The organism is Actinomadura sp. 7K534, assembly GCF_004348575.1.
Lineage (GTDB): Bacteria > Actinomycetota > Actinomycetes > Streptosporangiales > Streptosporangiaceae > Spirillospora > Spirillospora livida.
In genome coordinates this window covers 1-25,432 of sequence record NZ_SMKB01000099.1, presented here as the reverse complement: position 1 = coordinate 25,432, position 25,432 = coordinate 1, and the positions used below count along the sequence as shown (strand labels likewise).

The window sequence follows — 25,432 nt, the reverse complement described above, 5'->3', positions numbered from 1 at the left end:
CCCCGGCGGCGCCCCCAACTGCGGCGACTGGGTGATGGTCGAGGGCTACTCCCACGAGCTGTCCAGCTGCGGCTTCTGGCCGGGCGGAGGCGAGGAGGGCGCCTTCTACGCCTACGCCTACCCCGAGCCCCCCGGCTTCGCCGACCACCCGGTCCTCCCGGACGGCGCCTACTACAGCCAGGAGAACGGCCAGTTCCTCCTCCCCTACGAGGCCGTGGCGGACACCGCGGACCCCGACACCGCCCTGATGAACTTCCTGCAGACGACCTACGAGGCGGCCGCGATCCACGCCGGGTGGGACCGCGAGGCCCTGGAGGACAACCCCGACCGCTGGAACACCCAACGCCAGGTCACGGGGTGAGCCGGGCGACCAGGGCGGCGGCTGGGGTTTCGGTGGCTTGGCGGTAGGACTCGCCCGCCCAGAGGTTGAGGCCCTCCGGATCGCCTTGGGCTGCGGCTGCCTTGCGTAGGGGTGAGGTCACGTAGTGGACGTCGGGGTAGGCGGCGGGGGCGTGGGCCGAGTGTTCGGTGAGGAAGCGGTTGACCAGGCCGCGGGCCGGGCGGCCGCTGAACGCGCGGGTCAGTGCGGTCGAGGTGAAGCGGGGGTCGGCCAACGCGGCTTTGTAGACGGGGTTCGCGCCGCTCTCCGGGCAGCGGACGAACGCCGTCCCGATCTGCGCCGCGGCCGCGCCCAACGCCAGGACCTCCGCCACGTGGGATGCGGTCGCCAGACCGCCGGCGGCGATGAGGGGCTGCCTGGTGAGGGCGCTCACCTCGCGGAGCAGCGCGCGCAGCGGGACGGGATCGTCGGACGTGTTGGCGAACGAGCCGCGATGGCCCCCGGCCTCGGAGCCCTGGAGGCACAGGGCGTCGGCGGCGGACGCGAGGCGGGCCTCGGCGGCGGTGGTGACGGTGACGACGACCGCGGTGCCGCGTTCCTGGAATGCTCGGATGACGTCCGGGGCCGGGCAGCCGAACGTGAAGCCGACGAAGGGCGGCGGGTCGGCCAGGAGGTCGGCGATTTTGGCGTCGTAGGCGTCGTCCCGGCCGGCCGGGGTGCCCGGTTCCACGCCGAGGCGCGCGGCCTCGGGGGCGAGGCGGTCGCGGTAGGCGGCGACGGCGGACGGGTCGGGCTCCTCCAGGGAGGGCATGAAGACGTTCATCCCGAACGGGCGGGAGGTGAGCCGCCGCGTGGCGGTGATGTCGGCGCGCATGGCCCCGGGGGTCTTGTAGCCGGCGGCGAGGAAGCCGAGGCCGCCCGCGTCCGAGACGGCGGCGGCCAGCTCCGGTGTCGAGGGGCCGCCCGCCATCGGCGCCTGCACGATCGGGTGTTCCGGCCACCGGCTCATGACCGGCACCATAATCCAGGGGACGGAAGGGGGCGGCATGCGGGTGCTGCTGCACTACGACATGGACCACACCGAGCCCGGCCTGGACATCGTGAGCTGCTCGGAGCAGGACGACGAGCGGTTCGCGGAGCTGCTGCCGGACACCGAGGTCCTCTGGCACGTGCTGCGTCCGCTCACGGCCGCCGACATGGACCGGGCGCCGAAGCTGCGGCTGGTGCAGAAGCTCGGCACGGGCATGAACACGATCGATCTGGCGGCCGCCGAGGAGCGGGGGATCGCCGTGGCGAACATGCCCGGCCAGAACGCGCAGGCGGTGGCGGAGACGAGCCTGCTGCTGATGCTGGGGGCGCTGCGCAGGGTCGTCACGTTCGACGCGCGGACGCGGGCGGGCCGGGGCTGGCCCGCCGACCGCGCGCTCGTGGGCGGTGAGCTGGCGGGCCGGACGGTCGGGCTCCTCGGCGGCGGCGAGATCGCGGGCCTGCTGCGGGGGATGCTGGAAGCGGTCGGCGCGACCGTCCGGTACACGTCCCGGACCCCGCGGGCCGACCCCGCGTGGCGGAGCCTGGACGAGCTGCTGCGGGAGAGCGACATCGTGTCGGTGCACGTCCCGCTGACCGAGGAGACCCGGCACATGCTGGACGCGGAGCGCCTCGCGATGCTGCCGGAGGGCGCGATCGTGGTGAACACGGCGCGCGGCGCGGTCGTCGACGAGGCGGCCCTGATCGGCGCGCTGAAGTCGGGGCACCTGGGCGGCGCCGGGCTGGACGTCTTCGAGCGGGAGCCCGTGGACGCGGGCAACCCGCTGCTCGCCATGGACAACGTCGTCGTGATGCCGCACGTGGCGTGGCTGACCGGCGAGACGTGGAGCCGGTACTTCGCGGTCGCGGCGGAGAACTGCCGCCGCCTCATGCGCGGCGACGGCATCCTCCACCGCGTCGTCTAGCGGTCGTTCACGGGACGAGCACCGGCTTCACGACCTTGCCGGACTGGGTGTCCGCCTCCGCCTGGTTGATCTGGTCGAGCGGGTAGCTCGTGATGAGCCGGTCGAACGGGAACCGGCCCTGCCGCCACAGCTCGATCATCTTCGGGATGAAGGTCTGCGGGACGGCGTCGCCCTCGATGATGCCCTTCACCGTCCGGCCCATGAGCAGGAGGTTCGCGTCCAGCGTGTACTCGGCCGCGCCGACGCCGACGAGGCCGCACACCCCGGTGGTGCGCAGCGAGGCGACGGCCGTGGCGACGACCTCGGGGACCGCGGTGCTGTCGAACGAGTACTGGACGCCCTCGCCGCCGGAGATCGCCCGGATCCGCCCGGCGATGTCCTCGTCGGCGCCGTTCAGCACGTGGGTGGCGCCGAGCTCGCGGGCGAGGTCGAGCCGCGACTCGTGCAGGTCGACCGCGACGATCGTCGTGGCGCCGGCGACGCGGGCGGCCATCACGGCGGCCAGGCCGACCGCGCCCGCCCCGAAGATCGCGATGCTGTCGCCGGCGCGGACGCCGAGCGAGACCAGCACGGACGCCGCGCCGGTCTGCACGCCGCAGCCGAGCGGCCCGAGCTGCTCCAGCGGGACGTCCCGGCTCACCGGGACGACGTTGTGCACGGTCCCGAGCGCGTGGCTCGCGAACGACGACTGCCCGAACCAGCGGGTGTGCACGGCCTCCCCGCCGGCGGTCGTCGCGCGCGGCGTCCCGTCCAGCGGCGCGGCGAGCATGTTGAGCGCCATCATCTGCGGGCAGGCGCCGGGCACCCCGGCGCGGCAGTTGTCGCACGCCCCGCACGAGTCGAACGACATGACCACGTGGTCGCCCTCGGTGACGCCGGTGACGCCGGGGCCGACCGCCTCGACCACGCCGGAGCCCTCGTGGCCGAGCACGACCGGCTTGGCGACCAGGTCGCCCGGCACCCGCCCGAGCAGGTCGGTGTGGCACATCCCGGCCCCGGCGACGCGCACGAGGATCTCCCCGGGCCCGGGGTCGGCGAGGTCGAGCGACTCGATCGTGTAGGGCCCGTCTGCGGCGCGCAGCACCGCGGCAGTGATCTGCACCTAGTTTCCTCAATCCAGGGAGTAGCGGATCGGCAGGCGCTTCAGACCGCCGACGAACGTGGTGGCCGTGCTCTCCGGCGTCCCGGCCAGCTCGATCGAGCCGAGCCGCGGCAGCAGCTCCTCGAAGAACGCGCGGACCTCGATCCGGGCGAGCGCCGCGCCGAGGCAGTAGTGGACGCCGAACCCGAACGCCAGGTGCTTGTTGGGGTCGCGCCCCACGTCGAAGCGGAACGGGTCGTCGAACACGTCCTCGTCGCGGTTGGCGGACGGGTACGACAGCAGCAGCGCGTCCCCCTCGCGGATCTCGACGCCGCGCAGCTCGCAGTCCCGGACGGCGGTCCGCATGAACTCCTTGACGGGCGTGACCCAGCGGATCATCTCGTCCACGGCGAACGGCATCAGCTCTGGCTTCTCACGGAGCCGGTCGAGCTGGTCCGGGTTCTCGATGAGGGCCTGCAGGCCGCCGGAGATCGTCGCGCTGGTCGTGTCGTGCCCGGCGGTCGCGACGATGACGTAGTAGGACGCGGTGTCGAAGTCGTTCAGCGGCTCGCCGTTGACGCGCGCGTTCGCGATGGCGGACGCGAGGTCGTCCGTCGGGTTCTTGCGGCGCGCCTCCGTCAGCTCCTGGAAGTAGGCGAAGAAGTCGAGGAGGACCTGGATCTTCTCCTCGTCGGACGCGCCGCGCTGGTACTCCTCGTCGTCCCCGCCGAACAGCTCCTGGGTGAGCTTCAGCATCCGGTCGAAGTCGCTCTCGGGCAGGCCGAGCAGCGAGAGGATCACGTAGAGCGGGAAGTGGACGGCGACCTCCCGCGCGAAGTCGCACTCGCCGCCGAGGTCGACCATCCGGTCGACGTACCGCTTCGCCAGCTCCTTGACGCGCGGCTCCATGGCCCGCATGGCGCGCGGCCGGAACCAGTCGGCGCCGATGGCCCGGATGACGCGGTGGTCGGGGTCGTCCATGTGGATGAGCGTGCGCAGCGCGATGCCCTGCTCGGCCCGCTCCCGGTTCAGCCGGTCGAGCTCCTTCGTCGCGAGCAGCGGACGCGGCGCGTTGAGGAACAGCTCGTGGTTGCGTTCGACCTCCAGGACGTCCTCGTGCTTCGTGACGGCCCAGAAGGGGTTGTAGTCGGGCGCGTCCACGTAGTGCACGGGCGATTCCCGGCGCAGCAGCGCGAGCGACTCGTGGAAGCGGCTTTCGTCGGCGTATGCCTTCGGGTCGGCGAGGGCGAGGCCCGCCTCGGTTACGTTCGGCGTCACTGCAGGGGTCCTCCGTCACACGATCGTCGCGCGATTCCGGCAACGGACATCATCCAGGAACCTACGGTCCCGAATCTCGTTCGGTCAACGCCCCGCGGGACCACCGGGGTGTCAGGCGGTGATGAACGCGCCGTCCGCCAGGTCCTTGAAGCGGTCCAAGTCCTCCGCGGGGTCGTCGATGCCGCGCAGCGGGCCGGTGTCGGCCAGCCGGCTCCGCGCGTAGAGCCGCGCCACCAGCGCCTTGCGGTCGCCGCCCGAGTCGCCGCGCTCCCACCCGGCCTGCTCCAGCAGCAGCGCCGCCGCGTACACGTCGGCCATGTACTGGGCCAGCGGGTACAGCCGGGCCTCGGCGACGGTCCGGTCGAGTCCCCGCCACTTCGCGACGGCCTCGCGGAGGTGCCCGATGCGCTCGGCGACCAGGTCGGCGGTGGCGTCGTCCCCGGCGGGGGCCTGCCGGACGGCCTCGGTGAGCCGGTCGAGGAACGGCTCGTGCGCGTCCTGGCGCTCGACGGCGCGGCGGACGTCCAGGCAGAGGATGTTGTCGCCGCCCTCCCAGATGGGGTTGACCTGCGCGTCCCGGAGGATCCGCGCGACCGGCCACTGCTCGATGTAGCCGTTCCCGCCGTGGATCTCGATGGCGTCGCTGGCGGCGGTCACGCCCAGCCGGGCCGCGCGCAGCTTGATCAGCGCCGCGCCAATGCGCAGCCGCGGGCGCCCGAGGTACCCGTCGAACACGAGCGCCTGGACGGCCTCGGTCTCCACGATCAGCTCGGCGAGCTTGCGCCGCATCAGCGGCTGCTCCGCGAGCGGGGCCCCGAACGCCTCCCGCGCGCCCGCGTAGCAGAGCGACTCGACCAGGGATCTCCGCGCGCACCCGAGGCCCATCATCGAGATGCCGAGCCGGGCGCCGTTCGTCAGCTCCATCATGCGCGCCAGGCCCCGGCCGTCGCCGCCCTTCCCGGCGCTCGCCGGGGGCGCCAGCAGGAACGCCTCCGCGTCGGTGAACTCGATCTCCGCGGACGCCACCGACCGGGTGCCGAGCTTGTCCTTGAGCCGGCGGATCCGGACGCCGTTGCGCGACCCGTCCCGCCGCTCCTTGAGGACGAGGAACGGCGCGATGCCCCGTACCCCGTCCGCGGCGCCCTCGGACTTCGCCAGCACCACGAACGCCGAGCCGTTCGCGTTGGACGCGAACCACTTGAACCCGTTGAGCCGCCAGGCGTCCCCGTCCCGGGACGCGGTCGACTCCAGCGCCCCGAGGTCGGAGCCGCCGGACCGCTCGGTGAGCAGCTGCGCGGCCTCGCCGGACATCTCCCCGGCCGCGAACAGCTCCCGCACCCGCGCCTTGACGTCGTCGGGCGCGAACAGCTCCGCCAGGCCCACGACCATGTCGCCGCCGGTGCCGAGCGCGCACGCCATGCCGATGTCGGCCTGGTCCAGCAGGTAGCTCCACGCCACGCCGAGCGGCGCGGGGTCGACGCCGTTGCGCTTCGCCTCGGCGCGGAAGTCGGGCCGGGTGAAGGACGTCGCGACGATGTCGCGCCGCGCCGCCTCGAACGAGGGCGGCATGACGACCTCGCTGACGTCGCGGCCCCACCGGTCGTACTTCTCCAGCCTGGGCGGGTTGCGGTCCGTCTCCTCGGCCCGCTCCGCGATCGGCCCGCCCATCAGCGCGCCCATCTCCCGCAGCCTCGGCTCGGCCCAGCCGAACCCGTCCCCCAGGTGCCGCCGCATCAGGAACCGCAGCGTGGGGTCGCAGTCGTACCAGTTGCGGCCCGCGGCCCCCTGGTAGCGCTCGGTCGCGTACCGGCGGGCCTTGTCCGCGCCGCCGAACGGGAGCCGGTCGAACGGCTCGGTCAGATAGGTCGCCATGCCCGGACATTACACTTCTCTTTCGAATGCGGGAAGACTGTAATCTCCGGCCGCCCGCGCGCACCTGCCCCGATAGGGTCACCAGCAGACATGGACAACCTGGAGATCCGCCCGCTCACCGCGCGTTCGGTCGTCCTGAGCACGCTGCTGGGCGTCCACCCGCCCCGCCTGCCCGCGCGCGTCCTGGTCCGTGTCGGGGACCTGTTCGGCATCGCGGAGGGGACGGTCCGCGTCGCGCTGTCCCGGATGGTCGCCGCGGGCGACCTCGTCCAGTCCGGCGGCGCCTACGCCCTCACCGAGCGCCTCCTCGAACGCCAGGCGCGCCAGGACGAGAGCCGCCTCGCCCCGGCCGTGCCGTGGGACGGCGACTGGGAGATCGCCGTCATCACCGCCGAGCGCCGGCCCGCCTCCGACCGCGCCGAGCTCCGCCGGGCCATGTCCGCGCTCCGCCTCGCCGAGCTCCGCGAGGGCACCTGGCTGCGGCCCGCCAACCTGACCCGCGCCCGCCCGGACACCGTCGTCCGCCAGTGCACCTTCCTCACGGGACGCCCCGAGGGGGATCCCGCGGCCCTCGCCGCCGCCCTCTGGGACCTCGGCGGATGGGCGGCCGCGGCGCGCGGCCTGCACGCGGCCCTGACCGGCGCCGCCGCGATGACCGAGCGCTTCACCCTCGCCGCCGCCGTCCTGCGCCACCTCGTGAAGGACCCGCTGCTGCCCCCCGGCCTCCTCCCGCCCGACTGGCCGGGGACGGATCTGCGCGACCGCTACGAGCACTTCGAGGCCGAGTTCGCGCGGTTCCTCAGCGACCACGTCCTGCTGTGAGTCCCGCTGCGAGTCCTGCCGGTGAGGGTCACTCCTCCTCGGCGCGGGGGTTGTAGACACCGGCCCACCGGCGGTCGGAGAGCTTGCAGATGGCGTCCATGATCTCATCGGTGATGACGCGGCGGGCCCGGCCGCGGGGCAGGTCGCGGTAGCGGGTGAAGTCCATCGGCTCGCCGATGCGGACGGTCGGGCGGACGCGGAGGCGGGGCCGCCAGGTGCCGAGCGGGATGATGCGGTCGGTGTCGCCGAGCGCGACCGGGACGACCTTGGCGCCGGTGGCCATGGCGAGCCAGGCGACGCCGGTCCGGCCCCGGTAGATGCGGCCGTCCGGGGAGCGGCTGCCCTCCGGGTAGATGGCGACGCCGCCGCCCTCGTCCAGGTTCGCGGCGATCTGCTCCAGCGCGCGGACGGCGGCGCGGGTGGGGCCGCGCCGGATCGGGACGTTCCCCAGCGCGAACAGCCCCCACCGGATCGCGCGGCCCGCGCGCCCGGGGAGCTCGAAGTACTCCGACCTCGCCAGGTAGCAGACGCGGCGCCCGATGACGGGCGACAGCACGAAGCTGTCGACGAACGACAGGTGGTTGCTCGCCAGGATGAACGGGCCCTGCGCCGGGATGTTCTCCCGGCCCTCGACCTTCGGGCGCAGCAGCAGCCGGAGCACGGCCCCCGCCGTGTGCGAGAAGACGCCGTAGATCACGCAGCCTCCAGCGAGTCGGTTGCGAGGCCGAATCTAGGAAGGCTCCGGCGGGTGCGAATCCGCCATGTGACCAGCCTCCGCGGACGGGTCCGGCGGTTACTGTGGTGGTACGCCGATGGACAGCCGCCGCGCCACCGGACCGTTCCCCACGGCGGTCTTCCGCCGGCGGCGGGAGTCCCCGGGCAGGCGATCGTGGAGGGCGTGATCAGCGATGGCGGGCGTGGACGGCGACCTCCCCCGGGCCCCGGGTGAGCGGGCGCCGGTGGAGACCGTGCCGGACGCCATCCGGATCCTGCTGGCCGAGGACGTCGCGCTCCTCCGCGGCGCGCTGACCGGCCTCCTCGACCTGGAGCCCGACATGGAGGTCGTCGCGGAGATCGAGACCGGCGACGCGATCGTCCGGGAGGCGCTGCGGCACCGCCCGGACGTGGCGGTGCTCGACGTCGACCTGCCCGGCGTGGACGGCGTGACGGCGGCGGCGGAGCTGCACGAGCGGCTGCCGGAGTGCCGGGTGCTGATCCTGACCGGGCTCGGCCGCCCCGGCGACCTGCGGCGGGCGCTGGACGCGCACGCGCACGGGTTCGTCCTCAAGGACGTGCCGCCCGAGGAGCTGGCGACGGCGATCCGCCGGGTCGCGGCGGGCGAGCAGGTGGTCGACCCGCAGCTCGCGCTGGTGGCGCTGCGCCAGCCGGAGAGCCCGCTGACGCCGCGGGAGGCGCAGGTGCTGCGGCTCGCGGCCGAGGGCGCGGACGTCGACGACATCGCGCTCGCGCTCAGCCTGACGGCCGGCACCGTCCGCAACTACCTGGCGAGCTGCATCACCAAGCTGAACGCCCGCAACCGGATCGACGCCGTCCGCATCGCCGGGGAGTTCGGCTGGGTCTGAGCGCCCACCCTGGGCCGGCCGGAGATGGCCGGATGTGGACGGGCCGGACGGGTGTGGCCGGGGTGTGAGAAACGCATGGCCGGACCCCCGGGCGATTCACATGCGGATCGGTGTGCGGTGCACTGGCCAGGGAGAACGCGCGGTGACACGCTCCGAGGCATGGCAGGGCAGTCGCTGTGCGGGCGGGCGGCCGAGGTCGCCGAGATCGAACATCTGGTGGAGCGGGCGCGGGCGGGCGCCGGCGGCGGAGTCCTGGTCCTTCGCGGGGAGGCCGGGATCGGCAAGACCGCGCTCCTCGACCACGCCGCGGGGGCCGCGCCCGGTATGCGGGTCCTGCGCGGCGGCGGCATCGAGGCGGAGGCCGGGGTCCCGTTCGCGGCCCTGCACCTCCTGCTCGGCGAAAAGGAGACGCAGAGCAGCGAGTTCTCCGGAGTGCTGCCCGCGCCGCAGGCCGCGGCGCTGGAGGCCGCGCTCGGGCTCACCCGCCCGCGCCCCGAGGACAGGCTCCTGGTCGGGCTCGCGCTGCTGACCCTGCTCTCCGGCCCGCCGGAGCGGGGGCCGGTGCTCGTCCTGGTCGACGACGCGCAGTGGCTCGACCGGGAGTCGGCGGACGCGCTGCTGTTCGCCGCCCGCCGCGTCGCCGCCCGCGGCATCGTGTTCCTGTTCGCGGCGCGCGACGACGCCGCGTGGCCCCGGACGGGCCTCCCTGAACTCCGCCTCACCGGCCTCGCCCCGGAGGACGCGCGGCTCCTGCTGGACGAGCGCGCACCCGGCACGCCCCCCGGCCGGCGCGACCGCGCGGTCGAGCAGGCGCGCGGCAACCCCCTCGCGCTGATCGCGTTCGCCGCGGCCGAGTCGGGGCTCCTCGCGCGCGTCCCGGCGGAGTTCGAGCGGGCCGTCCGCGGCCTGCCGGAACCGGCGCGGGTGCTGCTCGCCGTCGTGGCCGCCGACGGCACCGGCGAGCCGGGCGTGGCGGTCCGGGCGGCCGAGAGCCTCGGCGTGCCGTTCGGCGCGCTGGAACCGGCCGAGGAGGCGGGGCTGGTCGCCGTCACCCGCACCGCGATCGGCTTCCGGCATCCGCTGGCCCGCGCCGCCGCCTACCAGGGCGTCCCGGTCACCCGGCGGATCGCCGTCCACCGCGCGCTCGCCGCCGCGCACGCGCGGACGGGGGACGCGGGTCCACGGGTCCGGCACCTGTCCGCCGCCGCGCTCGGAACCGACGAGGCCGTCGCCGCGGAGCTGGAGGCGGCGGCGGGCGACCTCGCGGGCCGGCGCGCGGCCCCGTCCGTCGCGGCCTTCGCCTACGAGCGCGCCGCCCGGCTCGCCGGAGACCCGGAGGTGCGCGCCCGGCGGCTGGTGTCGGCCGCCGAGGCGGAGCTGGCCGGCGGGCGCCATGAGCGGGCCCGGACGCTGGCCGACGAGGCGGCGCGGTCTGCCGGCGCATCCGAGACGAGAGCGCGTGTCGACCTGGTGCGGGCAGGTCTCGAACTGGAGCACGGCGTCCCGGAGGCCGCCGGGCGGCTGCTGCTGGAACGGGCCGCGAGCTGCGACGACCCGGAGGTCCGGGCGCGGATGCTCGACGAGGCCGCCTTCCATGCCTGGTCGTGCGGCGATGCGGAGACGGCGGCCCAGGCCGTCGACCGGCACCCGGGCGGGTCGGTCATGGTGCGGGCCCTGTCGGCGCTGCTCGGCGATGACTTCAGGTCCGCCCGGCGGGTCCTGACGGGCGGTCCGGACGGCGCGCGGGACGAGCGGCTGCGGCTGCTCGCCGCCGAGACCGCGCTGCTGGCCGGTGACGACGCGGGCGCCGCCGAGCTGTCGGCGCAGCTCGTCGCGCGCTGCCGCGACGGCGGGCTGCTGGCGCTGCTGCCGCGCGGCCTCGGCGTCCAGGCGTGGGCGCGGCTGTTCCACGGCGCGCACGACGACGCCCGCGCGCTGGCCCGCGAGGCGCTGCGGATCGCCGAGGAGACCGGGCAGCGCCGGCAGGCCGCGGCGCTCCGCGCGGTCCAGGCGCGACAGGCGGCGATCGAGGGCGACGAGGTCCGCTGCCGCGCGCTGTCCGCCGACGGGCGGGCCGGCGCCGCGCTCGGCCTGCTCGCCCTCGGCCTCGGCCGCCCCGAGGACGCCCTCGAACACCTCCAGGACGCGCACCGCGAAGCCGCCGCGCACGCTCCGTCCGCGATGCTCGCGCTCGCCGACACCGTGGAGGCCGCCGTCGCCGCGGGCCGCCCCGGCGCGGGCGCCGAGCCGATGGCGCGGCTGGCGGCGTTCGCCCGCGCGGCCGGGCAGCCGTGGGCGGACGGGGTCGCCGCGCGCTGCCGGGCGCTGCTCACCGCCGACGACGCCGAGGCGGACCGGCACTTCACGCTCGCGCTCGCGTCCCACCGGGACGGCGGGCGGCCGTTCGAGCGGGCCCGCACGGAACTGCTGTACGGCGAGTGGCTGCGCCGGTCGCGGCGCCGCGCGCGGGCCAGGTCGCGGCTCGGCGCCGCGCTGGAGGCGTTCGAGCGGCTGGGCGCGGTGCCGTGGGCGGAGCGGGCCCGCGGCGAGCTGCGCGCCGCCGGCCAGGCCGTGCGGCCCTGCGACCCGCCGGGGCGGCTGACCGCGCAGGAGATGCAGGTGGTGCGGCTGGCGATGACCGGCGCGACCAACCGGCAGATCGCGGCGCGGCTGCGGCTGAGCCACCGCACGGTCGCCTACCACCTCTACAAGGCGTTCCCGAAGCTCGGCGTCGCCTCGCGCGCGGAGCTGCACCGGTACGTGCCGGCGGCCGAACCGGGCATCGAGGCGGGCATCGGGGCGGGCGCCGAACGTCCCGCGTGACGGCCCCTGGCGGCTCCGCCACATAAGTGTTCGGCCCGATATATCCCTTGATCGTGCGCCTGCGCCGTTTCATCATCCGATGGGACGGCGTTGGGGGGCCCGTGGACGTGGCGCGATCGTACGGATCCGCTCGGCGACCGGCGGCGGACCGCGGCCGCACCGGCCGGACACCGCTGTTCGCCCGCGTGATCACCGGCATGTACCTCGTGCTGATGCTGCAGACGAGGCTGGTGAAGCAGGCCGAGACCGGCCCTTCCCACATGCTGCTGTCGGCCGCCATCGTCATCACCGGCATCTTCGGCGTGCAGTGGCTGCTCGTCCTTTACGGGCCGCGCTCGCAGCGCCCCCGCCGCTGGGTCATCGCGACCCACCTCGCGGTGCAGACGGCGCTGGCCCTGCTGCCGCTGGCGGTGTTCGGCACGCACTGGTACCCGGTCGTCGGCGGGTTCCTCGCCGGGGCGATGCTCCTCCTGCTGCGTCCGCCGCTGTCGTGGTTCATGGTGGGGCTCGTCGCCGCCGCCGAGGGCCTGCTGCGCTACTACCAGGGCTGGTCCGCGCAGGACGTCTCCTTCTGCGTGATGGCGACGGTCATGGTCGGGCTGTCGATGTACGCGCTGACCCGGCTGTCGGGGTTCGTCCGGGAGCTGCACGCCACCCGGGAGCGGTTCGCGGCGGCCGCGGCGGCGCGGGAGCGGCTGGAGGCGGCCGGCAGCCTGCGCGCGGTGCTGGGCGCGGCGCTCAGCCGGATCGAGGCGGTGAGCCGGCGCGCCCGCGACCGGCCGCCGGCCGACGCCGCCGCGGCCCGCGCCGACCTGGACGAGGTGGCCCGCACCGCGCGGCGCGCCGCGACCGACGTCCGGTCGATCGTCGGCGCCCTCCAGGGCCCCTCCCCCAGGCCGGACCGGCCGGGACGCGTCACGCAGTCGCGCCTGGCCTGGACGATCCTCGTGTTCCTCACCGTCGGTTTCGGCTGGCAGCAGGTCATCTACGTCCACACGGGGACGGACGGGTCCTGGCGCGCGACCGGCGCGGCGGTGGTCGTGGCGGTCGCCATCGCGGCACTGCAGCTGCGGCACTCCTCGACCGTGCTGCGCGGGACGCGGCCCAGGTTCGGGGCGTGGACGCTGTCCGCGCAGGTCCTGCTGGTCTTCGTGCCGTACGCGCTGCTCGGTCCCGCATGGGCGACGATGGCGTGCCTGGCCACCGGCTCGGTGCTGCTGGTCTCGCGGGGGCGCCGGGCGTGGGTCCTGTTCTCGCTGACCATCGCGATGTGGTGCGTGCCCGCGCTGTGGGCGTCGTACGGCACGCTGTTCTACCTCTACACCGTCGCGATCTCGGTGCAGATCGGCGTGGTCGTGTTCGCGCTGTACCGGCTGCCGCAGCTCGCCCGCGAGGTCGACGTCGCCCGCGAGCGGCTGGCGCGGATGGCGGCGCTGCACGAGCGGCTGCGCATCTCCCGCGACGTCCACGACCTGCTCGGCCTGGGGCTGTCGACGATCACGGTGAAGGCGGAGCTGGCGCGGCGGCTGGTCACCGCCGACCCGGCCCGCGCGGCGGCCGAGCTGGACGAGCTGGCCGCGCTCGCCCGGCGGTCGCGGGCGGAGGCCAGCGCCGTCGCCGAGGAGGACAGCGCCCTGTCGCTGCGGGACGAGGCGGTCTCGGCCCGCGCCGCGCTGGCCGCCGCGGGCGCCGAGGTCCACCTCGACCTGCCGGATCCCGCGGAGCTGCCCCCGTCCTCACCGGTGGACGGCGTGCTGGCGGCCGTCCTGCGGGAGTCCGTCACCAACGTCCTGCGGCACGCGCACCCGGAGCACTGCGCTATCACGGTGACCTCCCGCGACGGGGTCGTGCGCCTCACGGTGCGCAACGACGGCGTGATCCCCCCGGCGTACACGGGCTCCGCCCCCGGCACCGGCAAGGGCCTGTCGAACCTGACCGCGCGGACCCGCGCCCTGGGCGGCCGGCTGTCCGCCGGGACGGACGGGAGCGGCGGGTTCGCCCTCGTCGCGGAGATCCCCCTGCACCTGGGGGTGCGGAGGGAGGAAGAGCCCCGTCACATGACGGATTCGCTGCTTCCCTTCCGTGCCTAGCGTCCCTGGCATGACGCAGGACTTCGATTTCCCCCGCTGTGCGCGCAATTCCGGCGTCCCCGAGGGGCGGGCCTCATGAGCGGGGGCGTGCGCGACGGGCTCGCCGGGCGCACCGTCCTGCTGACCGGCGTCACCGGCTTCATCGGGCAGGCGCTGCTGGAGCGGCTGCTGTCCGGGCATCCCGGCACCCGCGTGGTGACGCTGCTGCGGGAGCAGCCCGGCGTCACCGCGGAGCAGCGGCTCGACGAGCTGCTCGCCAAGCCGGTGTTCGCGCCGTGGCGGGAGCGGACCGGCGAGGACGCGGCCCGCGAGATCGTGCGGGACCGGGTGCGCGTCGTCCCGGCCGACATCACCGACTCCGTCCCGGAGCTGCCGGACGACGTCGACGTCGCGATCCACGGCGCGTCCATCGTGTCGTTCGACCCGCCGATCGACGAGGCGTTCGCGACCAACGTCGTCGGCACGATCAACCTGTACGAGGCGGTCCGCCGCGCCGGGGAGCGCGCCGGGAAGACCCCGCACATCGTGCACGTGTCGACCGCCTACGTCGCGGGTTCCCGCAAGGGCATCGTCCCGGAGACGACCCTCGACCACGAGGTCGACTGGGCCACCGAGCTGGAGTACGCCGTCGAGGCGCGCCGGACCGTCGAGCGCGACTCCCGGCGGCCCGAGGTCCTCGGGCGGCTGCGCGCCGCCGCGCTCGGCGAGCAGGGCAAGGCGGGCCCCACCGCCGTGGCCGCCGACACCGAGCGCCGCCGCCGCGAGGAGGTCGACGACCGGCTGACCGCCTACGGGCGCGAGCGGGCCCGCAGCCTCGGCTGGCCCGACGTGTACACCCTCACCAAGGCGCTCGGGGAGCGCGCCGCCGAGGAGACCGCCCGCGACCTGCCGCTGTCGATCGTGCGTCCGGCGATCGTGGAGAGCGCCCTGCGGCACCCGTACCCCGGCTGGATCGACGGGTTCAAGATGGCCGACCCGCTGATCCTCGCCTACGGGCAGGGGATGCTGCGCGCACTGGCCGGCATCCCGGACGGCATCGTCGACATCATCCCCGTCGACATGGTGGTGAACGCGCTGCTCGGCGCCGCCGCCCAGGTGCCGGAGCCCGGCACCCCCGCCTACTACCACGTGGGGTCGGGCGCCCGGAATCCGCTGACACTGCAGCGGCTCGTCGAACTCGTCCAGGGCTACTTCGCCGAGCATCCGCTGCCCGGCACCGACGGGCGCGGCGCGATCCGCCCCCGCGACGTGACGCTGCTCAGCGACGGCCGCGCCGAGAAGATGCTCGGCACGGCCGAGCGCGCGATGGACCTCGCCGAGCGCGCCCTGCTGATCCTGCCCAGCGGCGAGCGCACCCGCGGCTGGCAGCGCACCCTGCACAAGCAGGGCCGCGAGGTGCGGGCGCTGCGCCGCTTCCGGGACCTGTACGGCGCGTACGGCGCCGCCGAGGTCGTCTACGCCGACACCGCCACCGTCGCGCTCGACCGGTCGCTGCCGGACGGCGCCGGCTGCGACTCGGCGGCCATCGACTGGGACCACTACCTCCGCGAGGTGCACTGCCCCGCCGTGACGGGCGCGTTCCGCCTCGCGCCGCCGCACCACCCGCAGCCGCGCCCGGCGCTGACGGCGGGCCGCCCGGCGCCGCCCGCGGTGCGGTTCGAGGAGCGCCGCGACGTCGCGGCCGTGTTCGACCTGGACGGCACGATCGTCGCGTCCGACGTCGTGGAGGCGCACCTGTGGGCGCGGCTGCTGGACGTCCCGGTGCGGTCGTGGCCGGGGACGCTGCTGCCCGTCCTGCGGTCCGCGCCGCGGTACCTGCGCATGGAGCACCGCGACCGGGGCGAGTTCCTGCGCGAGTTCGTCCGCCGGTACGAGGGCGCGAACGAGGCGCGGCTGCGCGCGCTGGCCCGCGAACGGCTCGCGGACGTGCTGCTGCGCCGGGCGTGGCCGCAGGCGATCCGGCGGATCCGCACTCACCGCGCGGCCGGGCACCGCACCGTGCTGCTCACCGGGACCGTGGACGTGTTCGTGGAGCCGCTCCGCACCCTCTTCGACGACGTGCTGGCGGCGCGGCTCCGCGTCGTCGACGGGCACTTCACCGGGCATTTCGAGCAGCCCCCGCTGATCGGCGAGGCCCGCGCGGCGTGGCTGCGCTCCTGGGCCCGCGAGGAGGGCGTCGACCTGGCCGGGAGCTGGGCGTACGGGGACCACTACTCGGACCGCCCCGTCCTGGAGCAGGTCGGCAACCCGGTCGCGGTCAACCCCGACCCGCGCCTGTACCGGCACGCCAAACGGGAGCGCTGGACGATCGCGGACTGGGACGGCGACACCGGAGCCGTATCCACCCTCCTCGACGCCGCTCTGGAGGAGGCCCGATGACCGCAGCGAAGCGAGGATCGTCGGGCCTCCGCCCCGGGGGCCTGGGGGTCGCCCCCCAGAAAGGAAGAGCCCGATGATCCTGGCGCTTGAGTACCACCGCTCGCCCGCCCGCTACCTCGCCGCGGCGCGGCTGCCCGGCCGGCTCCGTCCGGCGGCCGTGCCCTCGCTCGCGCCGCTGCGGCTGTCGCACCGCCAGCCGCCCGGCCCGCCTGGGCCCGGCTGGGTGCGGCTGCGGACCGTCCTGTCGGGCATCTGCGGGTCCGACCTGGCGATGGCGGCCGGGAAGGTGTCCCCGTACCTGGGGCCGCTCACGTCGATGCCGTTCGTGCCCGGCCACGAGGTGCTCGCCGAGCTGATGGACGACGTCGACGGCATGCCCGCGGGCACGCGCGTCGTCATCGACCCGGTGCTGCCGTGCCGGGCCCGCGGCACCGGCCCGTGCCCGTCCTGCGCGAGCGGCCACGAGAACAGGTGCGACCACGTGAACGCGGGACGCATCTCCTCCGGGCTGCAGACCGGCTTCTGCGCCGACACGGGCGGCGGCTGGTCGGAGCGGCTGGTCGCGCACCGCAGCCAGCTGCACCGGGTGCCGGAGTCGCTGCCGTCCGAGCGGGCCGTGCTGGCCGAGCCGCTCGCGTGCGCGGTGCGGTCGGTGCGCCGCATCGACGTCCCGCGCGGCACGACGATCGTCGTGGTCGGCGCCGGGACGGTCGGGCTGCTGACCGTGCTCGCGCTGCGCGAGCTGACCGCCGCCGGGCCGATCATCGTCATCGCGCGGCACGCCGGGCAGCGGCGGCGCGCCCGCGCGCTCGGCGCGACCGAGACCATCGACCCGTCGGCGGCGCTGCGCGGGCTGCGGCGCATCACCGGCGGCTCGCTCGTGCGTCCCGAGCTCGGCCCCGGCTACCTGCTCGGCGGCGCCGACATCGTCATCGACTGCACCGGCGGGGAGGGGCTCGACACCGCGCTGCGCCTCGTCCGGGCGGGCGGGACGGTGCTGCTGTCGGGCATGCCGTCCAAGCCGACCGACCTGACGCCCGCCTGGTACCGGGAGCTGAACGTCGTCGGGTCGTACGCCAGCCGCGGCGCGGAGGACTTCGGGGCCGCGATCGACCTGGCCGCGCACGACGCGCTCGACGGGTTCGTCGACAGCGTCTACCCCCTCACCCGCTGGCGGGACGCGCTGTCGCACGCGCTGTCCGCCGGCCGCTCGGGCAGCGTCAAGATCGCGTTCGCCCCGCAGAACGGCGGCACCCCCGCGCCGCGCGGCGAGGCGTCCTCGAACGCCGGCGGCACCGACCATCTCGACCGCGAAGGAGCCCTTTGATGAGCAGACCGGGACTCGTGCTGGAGGTGGACGAGCGGACGCCCCCGATCCTGGTGCACGAGGGAGAGGGGTTCCGGCTGGAACGCTTCCCTCTCGGCACCCGCGTGATCTACCCGCCGGACTCGCTGCCCGGCCTGCGCGACCTGACCGGCCGGATCCGCGACGCGCTGCTGAACCCGCTCGGCAGCGAGCCGCTCCCCGAGCTGCTGCGCTCCGGAATGCGGCTGACGATCGTGTTCGACGACCTGTCGCTGCCGCTGCCGCCGATGCGGGCGCCCGACGTCCGGCAGCGGGTGATCGAGCAGGTCCTGGAGATGGCCGCGGCCGCCGGAGTGGACGACGTTGAGCTCATCGCCGGGAACGCGCTGCACCGCCGGATGACGCCCGCGGAGATCAAGCACATCGTCGGCGAGCGCGTGTTCAACTCGTTCTGGCCGGACCGGCTCCGCAACCACGACGCCGAGGACCGCGACGACCTGAAGTCCCTCGGGCAGACCCGGCACGGCGAGGACGTCGAGATCAACCGGCGGGCCGCCGAGAGCGACCTCATCGTCTACGTGAACATCAACCTGGTCGCGATGAACGGCGGCGCCAAGTCCGTCGCGGTGGGGCTGGCGTCGTACAAGAGCCTGCGGCACCACCACAACGTCCACACGCTGCGGCACTCCCGGTCGTTCAACGACCCGCCGAACTCGGCGATGCACCACTCCTACGACCGGATGCACAAGCTGCTGTCGGAGTCGGTGCGGGTCTTCCACATCGAGTGCACCCTCAACAACGACCAGTTCCCGTCGCCGTTCGAGTTCCTGAACAAGCGCGAGTGGGAGTGGACGCTGAAGGACCAGGCGAAGTTCCTGGCCGCCAAGCGCGCCAACGACCTCGCCCCCGCCGGGGCGCGGCACCGGGTGTGGCAGGGGATGCGGGCGCCGTACGGGGTGACCGGCGTGCACGCGGGCGCCACCGACCAGGTCCACGAGCGGACCCTCGCCGCCGTCCACCGGCAGCAGCTCACCGAGGTGCACGGCCAGTCGGACGTGCTGATGCTGGGCCTGCCGTACCTGTGCCCCTACAACGTCAACTCGGTGATGAACCCGATCCTCGTGTACAGCCTGGGGCTCGGCTACTACTTCAACATGTACCGGGGCAAGCCGCTCGTCCGCGAGGGCGGCGCCCTGATCATGTACCACCCGATGAAGTCGGAGTTCCATCCGCTGCACCACCCCTCCTACATCGACTTCTACGAGGAGGTGCTGACGCAGACGACGGACCCGGCGACCATCGAGACGAAGTACGAGGAGCAGTACGCCACCGACCCCTGGTACGTCCACCTGTACCGGAACTCGTACGCCTACCACGGCGTCCACCCGTTCTACATGTGGTACTGGGGCGCGCACGCGCTGTCCCACCTGGGCGACGTCATCTGCGTGGGCGCCGACCGCAAGGTCGCGTCCCGGCTCGGGTTCCGCGCGGCCAGCACCCTCGCCGACGCCCTGGAGATGGCGGGCGAGACGGTCGGCCGCAGCCCCAGCCTCACCTACCTGCACACCCCGCCGATGACCCTGGCGGACGTCCGATGAAGGGAGCCGTCCGATGAGCGGGGGGCGGATGAAGCTGGCGCAGGAGATCCGGTTGCTGCGGCGCGGCCGCGACTGGCGGGGGCGGGCTCCCGCGCCGCGGTCGGCGCAGCCGTGGACGGAGGGGCCGCGCACGCGGTCGTTCCCCACCGAGTGGGCGCGGACGCCCCTCGCCGCGGCGGCCCGGACGGTCGCGTTCGACGGCGTGCTGCGGACGGTCACCTGGAGCCAGACGAGGCCCGAGGTCCACGGCCTCGACCTCCTGGAAGGGGTGAAGGGCCCGGTCGTCTTCGTCGCCAACCACGCCAGCCACCTCGACACGCCGCTCATCCTCGGCTCGATGCCGGCCCAGGTGCGCCGGCGGGTCGCGGTCGCCGCGGCGGCGGACTACTTCTTCGACGCCCGCTGGCGCGCGGTCGCGACCGCGCTCACCTTCAACGCGTTCCCGATCGAGCGGCGCGGCGTCGAACGCTCCCTGGACCTCGCGTCCGAGCTCGTCCAGGACGGCTGGAGCCTGCTCCTCTACCCGGAGGGGACCCGCTCGCCGGACGGCTGGGCGCGCCGGTTCCGGATGGGCGCCGCGCTGCTGTGCCGCGAGCACGGCGTCCCGGCCGTCCCGCTGGTGCTGCGCGGCACGTACCAGGCGATGCCGCGCGGCGGGTTCTGGCCGAAGCCCGGCCGCCCCGTGGTGTCCGTGCGCTACGGCCGCCCGATCGCCTGCGAACCGGACGAGTCGACGGGCGCGTTCAACGGGCGGCTGGAGGACGAGGTCGGCCGGCTGTGGGTCGAGCACGACGAGGGCTGGTGGGCGTCGCTGCACTCCCCGGACCGCCGCCGCGCGCCCCGCGGTCCGGAGGCGGCGGAGTGGCGCCGCAAGTGGGAGGCGACCCGTCCGCAGCCGCCGTCGGAGCGCCACCACCGCATCTGGCGCCGCCGCTGACCGGTCAGGGGGTCTCGCCCAGGACCACCTGGGTGACGTTCGGGAAGTCGCCGAAGATCTTCGTGCCGGCGCCGAAGCCGTTGCCGGTGACGGTCATCGCGGGCATCGGGCCGAACGCGTCGGCGAGGGTCACCAGGAGCGCGGTGCCCGTCGGGGTGGCCATCTCGGCGTCGATGTCGTGGCCCTGCATGGGCGCGCGGGCGCGGGCCAGCAGCTCCACGACCGCCGGGCCCGGGTTGGGGATCAGGCCGTGCCGGCACCGGATGAAGCCCCGCCCGACCGGGATCGGTGCCGCCCGGACCTCGTCCACGCCGAGGGTCTCCAGCGCTGCGCACGTCCCGACGATGTCGACGATCGCGTCGTGTCCGCCGACCTCGTGGAAGTGGACGTCCTCCGGGGGTGTCCCGTGCACGGCCCCTTCGGCTTCGGCGAGCGTCCGGAACACGGCGAGGGCCCGGTCCCGCACCCGGTCGGGCAGGGGCGCGGAGCCGACGAGCTCCTCGATGACGGCGTGGGTCCGGGACACGGCGTCGTCCTCGACGCCGACGACGGCGCGGGTCGCCGCGATGCCGCGCCGCGACACCCGCTCGGTGCCCAGGGACCAGCCGGGGACGCCGAGGCCCTTGAGCATCACGCGGACCTCGCCGAGGTCGGCGCCCGCGTCCAGCAGGGCGCCGAGGGCCATGTCGCCGGCGACGCCGGCGAAGCAGTTGACGTAGGCGATGTTCCTCATGCGAGCAGCCTCCAGGCGAGTACCGCGGCCCCGAGGCCGTCGTCGATTCCGGTTGCGGCGAGGCCCGGCGCACCCGAGGTGAGCAGCGCCGCCAGTGCCGCGAGACCGCCGTCCGAACTGCCGTAGCCGACGCTCGTCGGCACCGCCACCACCGGGCGGGACGACAGCCTGGCCACGGCCGACGGCAGCGCGCCGTCCATGCCCGCCACGACGATGAGGAGCCGCGCCCGGTCGAGTTCCTCGCGGACGGCGAGGAGCCGGTGCAGCCCTGCGACGCCGACGTCGGCGGTGAGCGTGGCGGGCAGGCCCAGCGCGGACGCGGCGGCCCGTGCCTCTTCGGCCACCGGCAGGTCGGCCGTCCCCGCCGAGACGACCGCGACCGGCCGCGGCACCCACGAGCACGGCCGGGGCCGCGGGCGGGTCAGCACCACGAGCCCGGACCGCGGGTGGTGGACGGCGTCGGGCGCGGCCTCGCGGGCCGCCTCGTACTGCCGCCGGGAGGCGCGCCGCAGGAAGGCCGCCTCCGCGTCGCGGGCGAGCAGGTCCTTGACGCACTCGCGGACCCGGTCCAGGTCGAGGTCTCCGGCGTCGGCGGCCGCGATCGGACGGCTCACACATCCCCCTGCTCGTCGATGGGGCGCTCATCGGTGCGGCGCGTGTTGATGAGGTGCGCCGAGTATCCGGCGCCGTACCCGTTGTCGATGTTGACCACGACGACGCCCGGCGAGCACGCGTTCAGCGCCGACAGCAGGGCGGCCTTCCCGGGCAGGTGCCCGCCCGCCGAGGTCGGCAGGGCGATGACCATGCGGTCCACCAGCCCGGACACCAGCGTCGGCAGCGCGCCGCCGGTCCCGTCCGCGACGACGAACACCTCGGGTCCGTCCTGCTCGCGGAGCCAGCCGGGCAGCGCGGCCGGGTCGTGCACGGGCGCGTCGTACCGGCGCACCACGCGGCTGCCCATCGCCTCGGCGACCAGCGCGGCCTCCTCGGCGGCGGGCTCGTCGGCGGGCCGCCCGCACACGATCTCGACCCGTCCGGCGCCCCGCCGCGCGACCGGCGCCAGCACGGCCAGCCGGGCCCGCTCGTCGACCACCGCCCCGGGGAACGCCGCGCGCAGCGCGCGGAGGGTCTCCGCGGAGGCGCGGGTCGCGAGGACGTTGGTCGCTCCGGCACCGGTCAGGCTCTCCGCGATGGCGACGACCTCCGCGGTCGTCTTGCCCTCGCAGAACACCGCCTCCGGGTGGCCGCGGCGGCGGCTCCGGCCGAGGTCGACACGGGCGAAGCCCAGCTCGGCGACGGCGTCCGGAGTGGTCACGAGGCGGCCGCCCGCAGCCGGGGGAGGCCGAGCACGGCGTTGTGGCTGCCCTGCCGGTACGGCTCCAGGTCCAGGGTGACGTAGCGGAAGCCGGCGTCCTTGAGCAGCGCGGCGATCTCCGGCGCCCGCGCGGCGACGCGCCCGATGTCGGCCGCCTCCACCTCGATGCGCGCCAGGTCGCCGCCCTGGTCGCGGACGCGGAACCGCCCGCCGAACCCGGCGCGGCGCAGCGCGTCCTCGGCGTCCTCGACCCGCCGCAGCGCCTCCCGCGTGACCGGCACCCCGTACGCGAGGCGGGACGACAGGCAGGCCGAGGCGGGCTTGTCGGACGCCGGCAGCCCCAGCCCGCGGGCGGCGCCGCGGACGTCGGCCTTGCTCAGCCCGGCGTCCACCATCGGGAACCGGGCCCCCATCCGGCGGGCGGCGCTCTGCCCGGGGCGGTGGTCGCCGAGGTCGTCGGTGTTCACGCCGAGCAGGACCGGCCAGTCCCCCGCCTCCGCCGCGACCGCGGCCAGCACCGAGACGAGGGCCTCCTTGCAGAACCTGCACCGGTCGGCGCCGTTGGCCGCGTAGCGCTCGTCGTCCAGCTCGCGGGTCGTCACCACGCGGTGCCGCATCCCGAGCCGCGCGGCCTGGGCGCGGGCGTCCGCCAGCTCGGACCGGGCGAGCGACGGCGAGTCGGCCGTGACCGCGAGGGCCCGGTCACCGAGTTCCCGGTGCGCCAGGTAGGCCAGCAGCGAGCTGTCCACCCCGCCCGAGTAGGCGACCACGGCGCCCGGGAGCGCGGCCAGCGACCTGCGCAGGACCGAGACCTTCGGCGTGTCCGGCGGCCGCGGAACGGGCCTGTCGGCCATGGGGCATCTCCTTCGGCGTAGTCCTCCGGGTGCGACGCTAGACGCGGGGGAAGGACGCCGAATCCGTCATCCGACGGGCGGCTTGCCGGGCACGGCGATCTGCTCGGCGTGCGCACGGCACGGCGCCCGCCAGGCCGCGAGGAAAGGTTCTGAGCACGATCCCGGCCTGGCGGGCGCCGTGTTTCCGGTTGTACCCACTATTGCAACCATGTCGCACCTAGTTCCAGTGCGCATTTATCGCGGCAGGTCACGCGGGGGGTTCGGGCATACCCGGGGTGCGGGCGGGCAGGGGTGTCGCCATCGTCGAAGCCGAGGAAGGGGAGAGCATGAGCGAGTCGATCGCGGGCGTGCCCGTCCCGGACAGCACGCTGGCGCGGGAGGCGACCGAACTGGTGCGCGAGGCGGCGTCGCCGCTGCTGTTCGACCACTCCCGGCGCGTGTTCGTATGGGGGGCGCTGCGCGGGCGCGAGGAGGGGGTCCGGTTCGATCCGGAGCTGCTGTACGTCGGGGCGATGTTCCACGACCTGGGGCTGACCGAGCGGTTCCGCCGCACCGACCAGCGGTTCGAGATCGACGGCGCCGACGAGGCGCGGCGGTTCCTCCAGGCGCAGGGCGTCTCCGGCGAGGAGGCCGACCGGGTCTGGACGGCGATCGCCCTGCACACCACGCCGGAGATCCCGCTGCACATGGCCCCCGAGATCGCCCTGGTCACCCGGGGGGTGGAGCTGGACGTGCTGGGCATCGGCTACCACGCGGTCTCCGACGAGCAGCGCGCCGCGGTGGTCGAGGCCCACCCCCGGCCGGACTTCAAGAACCGGATCCTGGCCGCGTTCACCGACGGCATCAAGGACCGCCCGGACACGACGTTCGGCAACATCAAGGCCGACGTCCTCGCCCACTACGTTCCCGGTTTCGTCCGCCGCGACTTCGTCGAGTTCGTCCTGGACTCCCCCTGGCCGGAGTAGTCCGGGGGCCCGTCAGTAGCGGCGGCCCGCGCCGCCACCGCCGCCCCGGAACCTGGACAGGAGCCGGCGCGCCTTGGCCTGGGTGCGCGGGTCGCGGGCCATCCGCTGCGCCTTCGCCCGCGTCCGCTGGCCCTGCGGGCTCGCGAGATATCTCTTGATCTTGTTGACGATGGGCATGTTCCGCTCCTCAGTCTGGCGTTGACTGTTCAACGTCTGCCCACTCAAAAGAGTTCGGAACGTGTCGGGGAGGGGCTGCTTCCGTTCGCGGATCACGCCTTCCGGGCGGTTCGGACGGTCAGCAGGGTCAGCGCGGTGAGGACCGCTGCGAACCACAGGGCGGCGGTGGTGGACGCGCCGTCCACGATGAGGCCGCCGAACAGGGCCCCGAGGGCGATGGCGAGGTTGAACACGACGGTGTTCAGTGCCGTGACGGCCTCGGTGCGGCCGGGTGCCGCCTTGAAGATCCACATCTGGACGGCGACGGGGTAGCTGCCGAACGCCAGGCCCCACAGGACGAGGAGCGCGACACCGGTTCCCTGCGTCACGCCGACGAGCGGGAACAGCGCCAGGACGAGCGTGATCAAGACGGCGACGGCGACGAGGGTCGCGCGGACGTTGCGCCCGGCGGCGCTGCCGCCGGCGAAGGTGCCGACGATGCCCGCCGCCCCGAACACGAGCAGCAGCGGCCCGATGAGCTTCTCGTCGACGCCGGAGACCTCCTGGAGGATCGGGCTGACGAACGTGTACGCCGCTAGATGCCCGGTGACCAGCAGGAACGTGGTGACGATGAGCGCACGGACGGCGGGGAGCCGGAACAGCGCGAACATGCCGCCGAGCCGGATGGGGTCGTCGGCGGGGATCCGCGGCAGCAGCGCGAACAGCGCGGAGAGCGCCAGGAGGCCGAGTCCGGCGAAGGTGAGGAACGCGATGCGCCAGTCGGTGAGCCCGCCGATCAGCGTCCCGGCCGGGACGCCGAGGACGTTGGCCGCGGTCGCGCCGCCGAAGGCGAGCGAGGTGGCGCGCCCGACGTGCCCCTCCGGGACGAGCCGGACGGCGATCCCGGCGGCGAGCGCCCAGAACCCGCCGATGCTGATGCCGACCAGGAACCGCGCGGCCAGCAGCGTCGGGAAGTCCGGGGCCAGGAACGAGAGGGCGTTGGCCACCATCATCAGCGCGATCAGGCCGATGAGGACGGCGCGGCGGTCCAGCCGCCCGATCGCCACCGGGACCAGCAGCGCGCTCCCGGCGGCGACGAGGCCGGGGACCGTGACCATCAGGCCAGCGGTGCCCTTGGAGATCCCGAAGTCTCCGCTGACGGAGGTGAGCAGGCCGACGGGGAGCTGCTCGGCCGTGACGACGAGGAACGTCCCGACCGCGACCGCCGCCACGGCCAGCCAGCGCTTGAGGGGGACGTGCTCGGGGGCGGGCCCGGCGGTCGCGGGTGCGTCGATGTGGGTCATGATGCGGGACTCCGTGACGGCAGGGGGCCGGGGCGGCTGAGGAC

At 74.8% G+C, this 25,432-nt stretch carries 22 protein-coding genes; 11 read left to right on the top strand and 11 right to left on the bottom strand.

Annotated elements, in window-relative coordinates; all coding sequences use genetic code 11:
• On the top strand, positions 1 to 361 hold a 361-nt coding region (locus E1266_RS20145), incomplete at its 5' end, for a DUF5996 family protein (RefSeq protein ID WP_243718625.1).
• On the opposite strand, the gene E1266_RS20140 is transcribed toward E1266_RS20145, so the two are convergent.
• The gene (locus tag E1266_RS20140) at positions 351 to 1,349 is read right to left on the bottom strand and encodes a nitronate monooxygenase (protein ID WP_132049184.1); all 999 of its coding nucleotides are present in this window, start codon (positions 1,347 to 1,349) and stop codon (positions 351 to 353) included. The two genes, E1266_RS20145 and E1266_RS20140, sit on opposite strands and share 11 nt — an antisense overlap.
• On the opposite strand from E1266_RS20140, the gene E1266_RS20135 reads away from it, so the two are divergent.
• Positions 1,348 to 2,292: a 2-hydroxyacid dehydrogenase gene (locus tag E1266_RS20135; RefSeq protein ID WP_243718623.1), complete on the top strand. Its 945-nt coding sequence runs from the start codon at positions 1,348 to 1,350 to the stop codon at positions 2,290 to 2,292. The genes E1266_RS20140 and E1266_RS20135 overlap by 2 nt on opposite strands.
• A 7-nt stretch (positions 2,293 to 2,299) precedes the next feature.
• On the opposite strand, the gene E1266_RS20130 is transcribed toward E1266_RS20135, so the two are convergent.
• The 3 genes from E1266_RS20130 to E1266_RS20120 form a co-directional block, all read right to left on the bottom strand.
• Positions 2,300 to 3,394 (bottom strand): NAD(P)-dependent alcohol dehydrogenase, encoded by a 1,095-nt coding sequence (locus E1266_RS20130; protein WP_132049180.1) that lies wholly within the window; start codon positions 3,392 to 3,394, stop codon positions 2,300 to 2,302.
• Between the two features lie 9 nt (positions 3,395 to 3,403).
• Positions 3,404 to 4,651: a cytochrome P450 gene (locus E1266_RS20125; protein ID WP_132049178.1), complete on the bottom strand. Its 1,248-nt coding sequence runs from the start codon at positions 4,649 to 4,651 to the stop codon at positions 3,404 to 3,406.
• 111 nt (positions 4,652 to 4,762) lie between these two features.
• The gene (locus tag E1266_RS20120) at positions 4,763 to 6,523 is read right to left on the bottom strand and encodes an acyl-CoA dehydrogenase family protein (protein WP_132049176.1); all 1,761 of its coding nucleotides are present in this window, start codon (positions 6,521 to 6,523) and stop codon (positions 4,763 to 4,765) included.
• Between the two features lie 90 nt (positions 6,524 to 6,613).
• On the opposite strand from E1266_RS20120, the gene E1266_RS20115 reads away from it, so the two are divergent.
• On the top strand, positions 6,614 to 7,345 hold the full coding sequence (locus E1266_RS20115; RefSeq protein WP_132049174.1) for a PaaX family transcriptional regulator C-terminal domain-containing protein: 732 nt from the start codon (positions 6,614 to 6,616) through the stop codon (positions 7,343 to 7,345).
• A 28-nt stretch (positions 7,346 to 7,373) separates the two neighbouring features.
• Here the strand turns inward: E1266_RS20115 and E1266_RS20110 are convergent, their stop codons facing one another.
• Positions 7,374 to 8,042 carry a lysophospholipid acyltransferase family protein gene (locus E1266_RS20110; protein ID WP_132049172.1) on the bottom strand — a complete coding sequence of 223 codons (669 nt, stop codon included), beginning with the start codon at positions 8,040 to 8,042 and terminating at the stop codon, positions 7,374 to 7,376.
• Between the two features lie 211 nt (positions 8,043 to 8,253).
• Here E1266_RS20110 and E1266_RS20105 point away from each other — a divergent pair, with 211 nt between their 5' ends.
• The 7 genes from E1266_RS20105 (at position 8,254) to E1266_RS20075 (ending at position 20,061) form a co-directional block, all read left to right on the top strand.
• Complete coding sequence (locus E1266_RS20105; protein ID WP_132049170.1) at positions 8,254 to 8,928, top strand: response regulator transcription factor; 675 nt, start codon at positions 8,254 to 8,256, stop codon at positions 8,926 to 8,928.
• Between the two features lie 159 nt (positions 8,929 to 9,087).
• Positions 9,088 to 11,751, top strand: coding sequence for a LuxR family transcriptional regulator (locus E1266_RS20100; protein ID WP_132049168.1), 2,664 nt, complete (start codon positions 9,088 to 9,090; stop codon positions 11,749 to 11,751).
• A gap of 101 nt (positions 11,752 to 11,852) precedes the next feature.
• Positions 11,853 to 13,841 carry a histidine kinase gene (locus E1266_RS20095; protein WP_132049166.1) on the top strand — a complete coding sequence of 663 codons (1,989 nt, stop codon included), beginning with the start codon at positions 11,853 to 11,855 and terminating at the stop codon, positions 13,839 to 13,841.
• Positions 13,842 to 13,916: 75 nt separating this feature from the next.
• A complete protein-coding gene (locus tag E1266_RS20090) occupies positions 13,917 to 16,220 on the top strand; it encodes an HAD-IB family hydrolase (RefSeq protein ID WP_132049164.1) in 2,304 nt (767 codons plus the stop codon).
• Positions 16,221 to 16,293: 73 nt separating this feature from the next.
• Positions 16,294 to 17,547: a zinc-binding dehydrogenase gene (locus E1266_RS20085; protein WP_132049162.1), complete on the top strand. Its 1,254-nt coding sequence runs from the start codon at positions 16,294 to 16,296 to the stop codon at positions 17,545 to 17,547.
• Entirely contained in the window at positions 17,547 to 19,124 is a 1,578-nt protein-coding gene (locus tag E1266_RS20080) for a lactate racemase domain-containing protein (RefSeq protein ID WP_207945771.1), read from the top strand. The genes E1266_RS20085 and E1266_RS20080 overlap by 1 nt, the downstream gene beginning before the upstream one ends.
• A gap of 13 nt (positions 19,125 to 19,137) precedes the next feature.
• Positions 19,138 to 20,061, top strand: a complete 924-nt coding sequence (locus E1266_RS20075) for a lysophospholipid acyltransferase family protein (protein ID WP_132049160.1) — start codon at positions 19,138 to 19,140, stop codon at positions 20,059 to 20,061.
• A 4-nt stretch (positions 20,062 to 20,065) separates the two neighbouring features.
• Here E1266_RS20075 and E1266_RS20070 read toward each other — a convergent pair whose 3' ends face one another.
• From E1266_RS20070 to larE, 4 genes are read right to left on the bottom strand one after another with little or no spacing between them, the layout of a single operon-like run.
• Entirely contained in the window at positions 20,066 to 20,794 is a 729-nt protein-coding gene (locus E1266_RS20070; RefSeq protein ID WP_132049158.1) for a LarC family nickel insertion protein, read from the bottom strand.
• A complete protein-coding gene (larB, locus tag E1266_RS20065; RefSeq protein WP_132049156.1) occupies positions 20,791 to 21,408 on the bottom strand; it encodes a nickel pincer cofactor biosynthesis protein LarB in 618 nt (205 codons plus the stop codon). Before larB (E1266_RS20065) ends, E1266_RS20070 begins: the two co-directional genes overlap by 4 nt.
• Positions 21,405 to 22,109 carry a nickel pincer cofactor biosynthesis protein LarB gene (gene larB, locus E1266_RS20060; protein ID WP_132049154.1) on the bottom strand — a complete coding sequence of 235 codons (705 nt, stop codon included), beginning with the start codon at positions 22,107 to 22,109 and terminating at the stop codon, positions 21,405 to 21,407. The genes larB (E1266_RS20065) and larB (E1266_RS20060) overlap by 4 nt, the downstream gene beginning before the upstream one ends.
• Positions 22,106 to 22,963, bottom strand: coding sequence for an ATP-dependent sacrificial sulfur transferase LarE (gene larE / locus E1266_RS20055; protein WP_132049152.1), 858 nt, complete (start codon positions 22,961 to 22,963; stop codon positions 22,106 to 22,108). Before larE ends, larB (E1266_RS20060) begins: the two co-directional genes overlap by 4 nt.
• A gap of 326 nt (positions 22,964 to 23,289) precedes the next feature.
• On the opposite strand from larE, the gene E1266_RS20050 reads away from it, so the two are divergent.
• Positions 23,290 to 23,928, top strand: a complete 639-nt coding sequence (locus tag E1266_RS20050) for an HD domain-containing protein (protein ID WP_132049150.1) — start codon at positions 23,290 to 23,292, stop codon at positions 23,926 to 23,928.
• 12 nt (positions 23,929 to 23,940) lie between these two features.
• On the opposite strand, the gene E1266_RS38080 is transcribed toward E1266_RS20050, so the two are convergent.
• Positions 23,941 to 24,105 carry a hypothetical protein gene (locus E1266_RS38080; RefSeq protein ID WP_165966138.1) on the bottom strand — a complete coding sequence of 55 codons (165 nt, stop codon included), beginning with the start codon at positions 24,103 to 24,105 and terminating at the stop codon, positions 23,941 to 23,943.
• 92 nt (positions 24,106 to 24,197) lie between these two features.
• Positions 24,198 to 25,388: an MFS transporter gene (locus E1266_RS20045; RefSeq protein WP_132049148.1), complete on the bottom strand. Its 1,191-nt coding sequence runs from the start codon at positions 25,386 to 25,388 to the stop codon at positions 24,198 to 24,200.
• Positions 25,389 to 25,432: the final 44 nt, after the last annotated feature.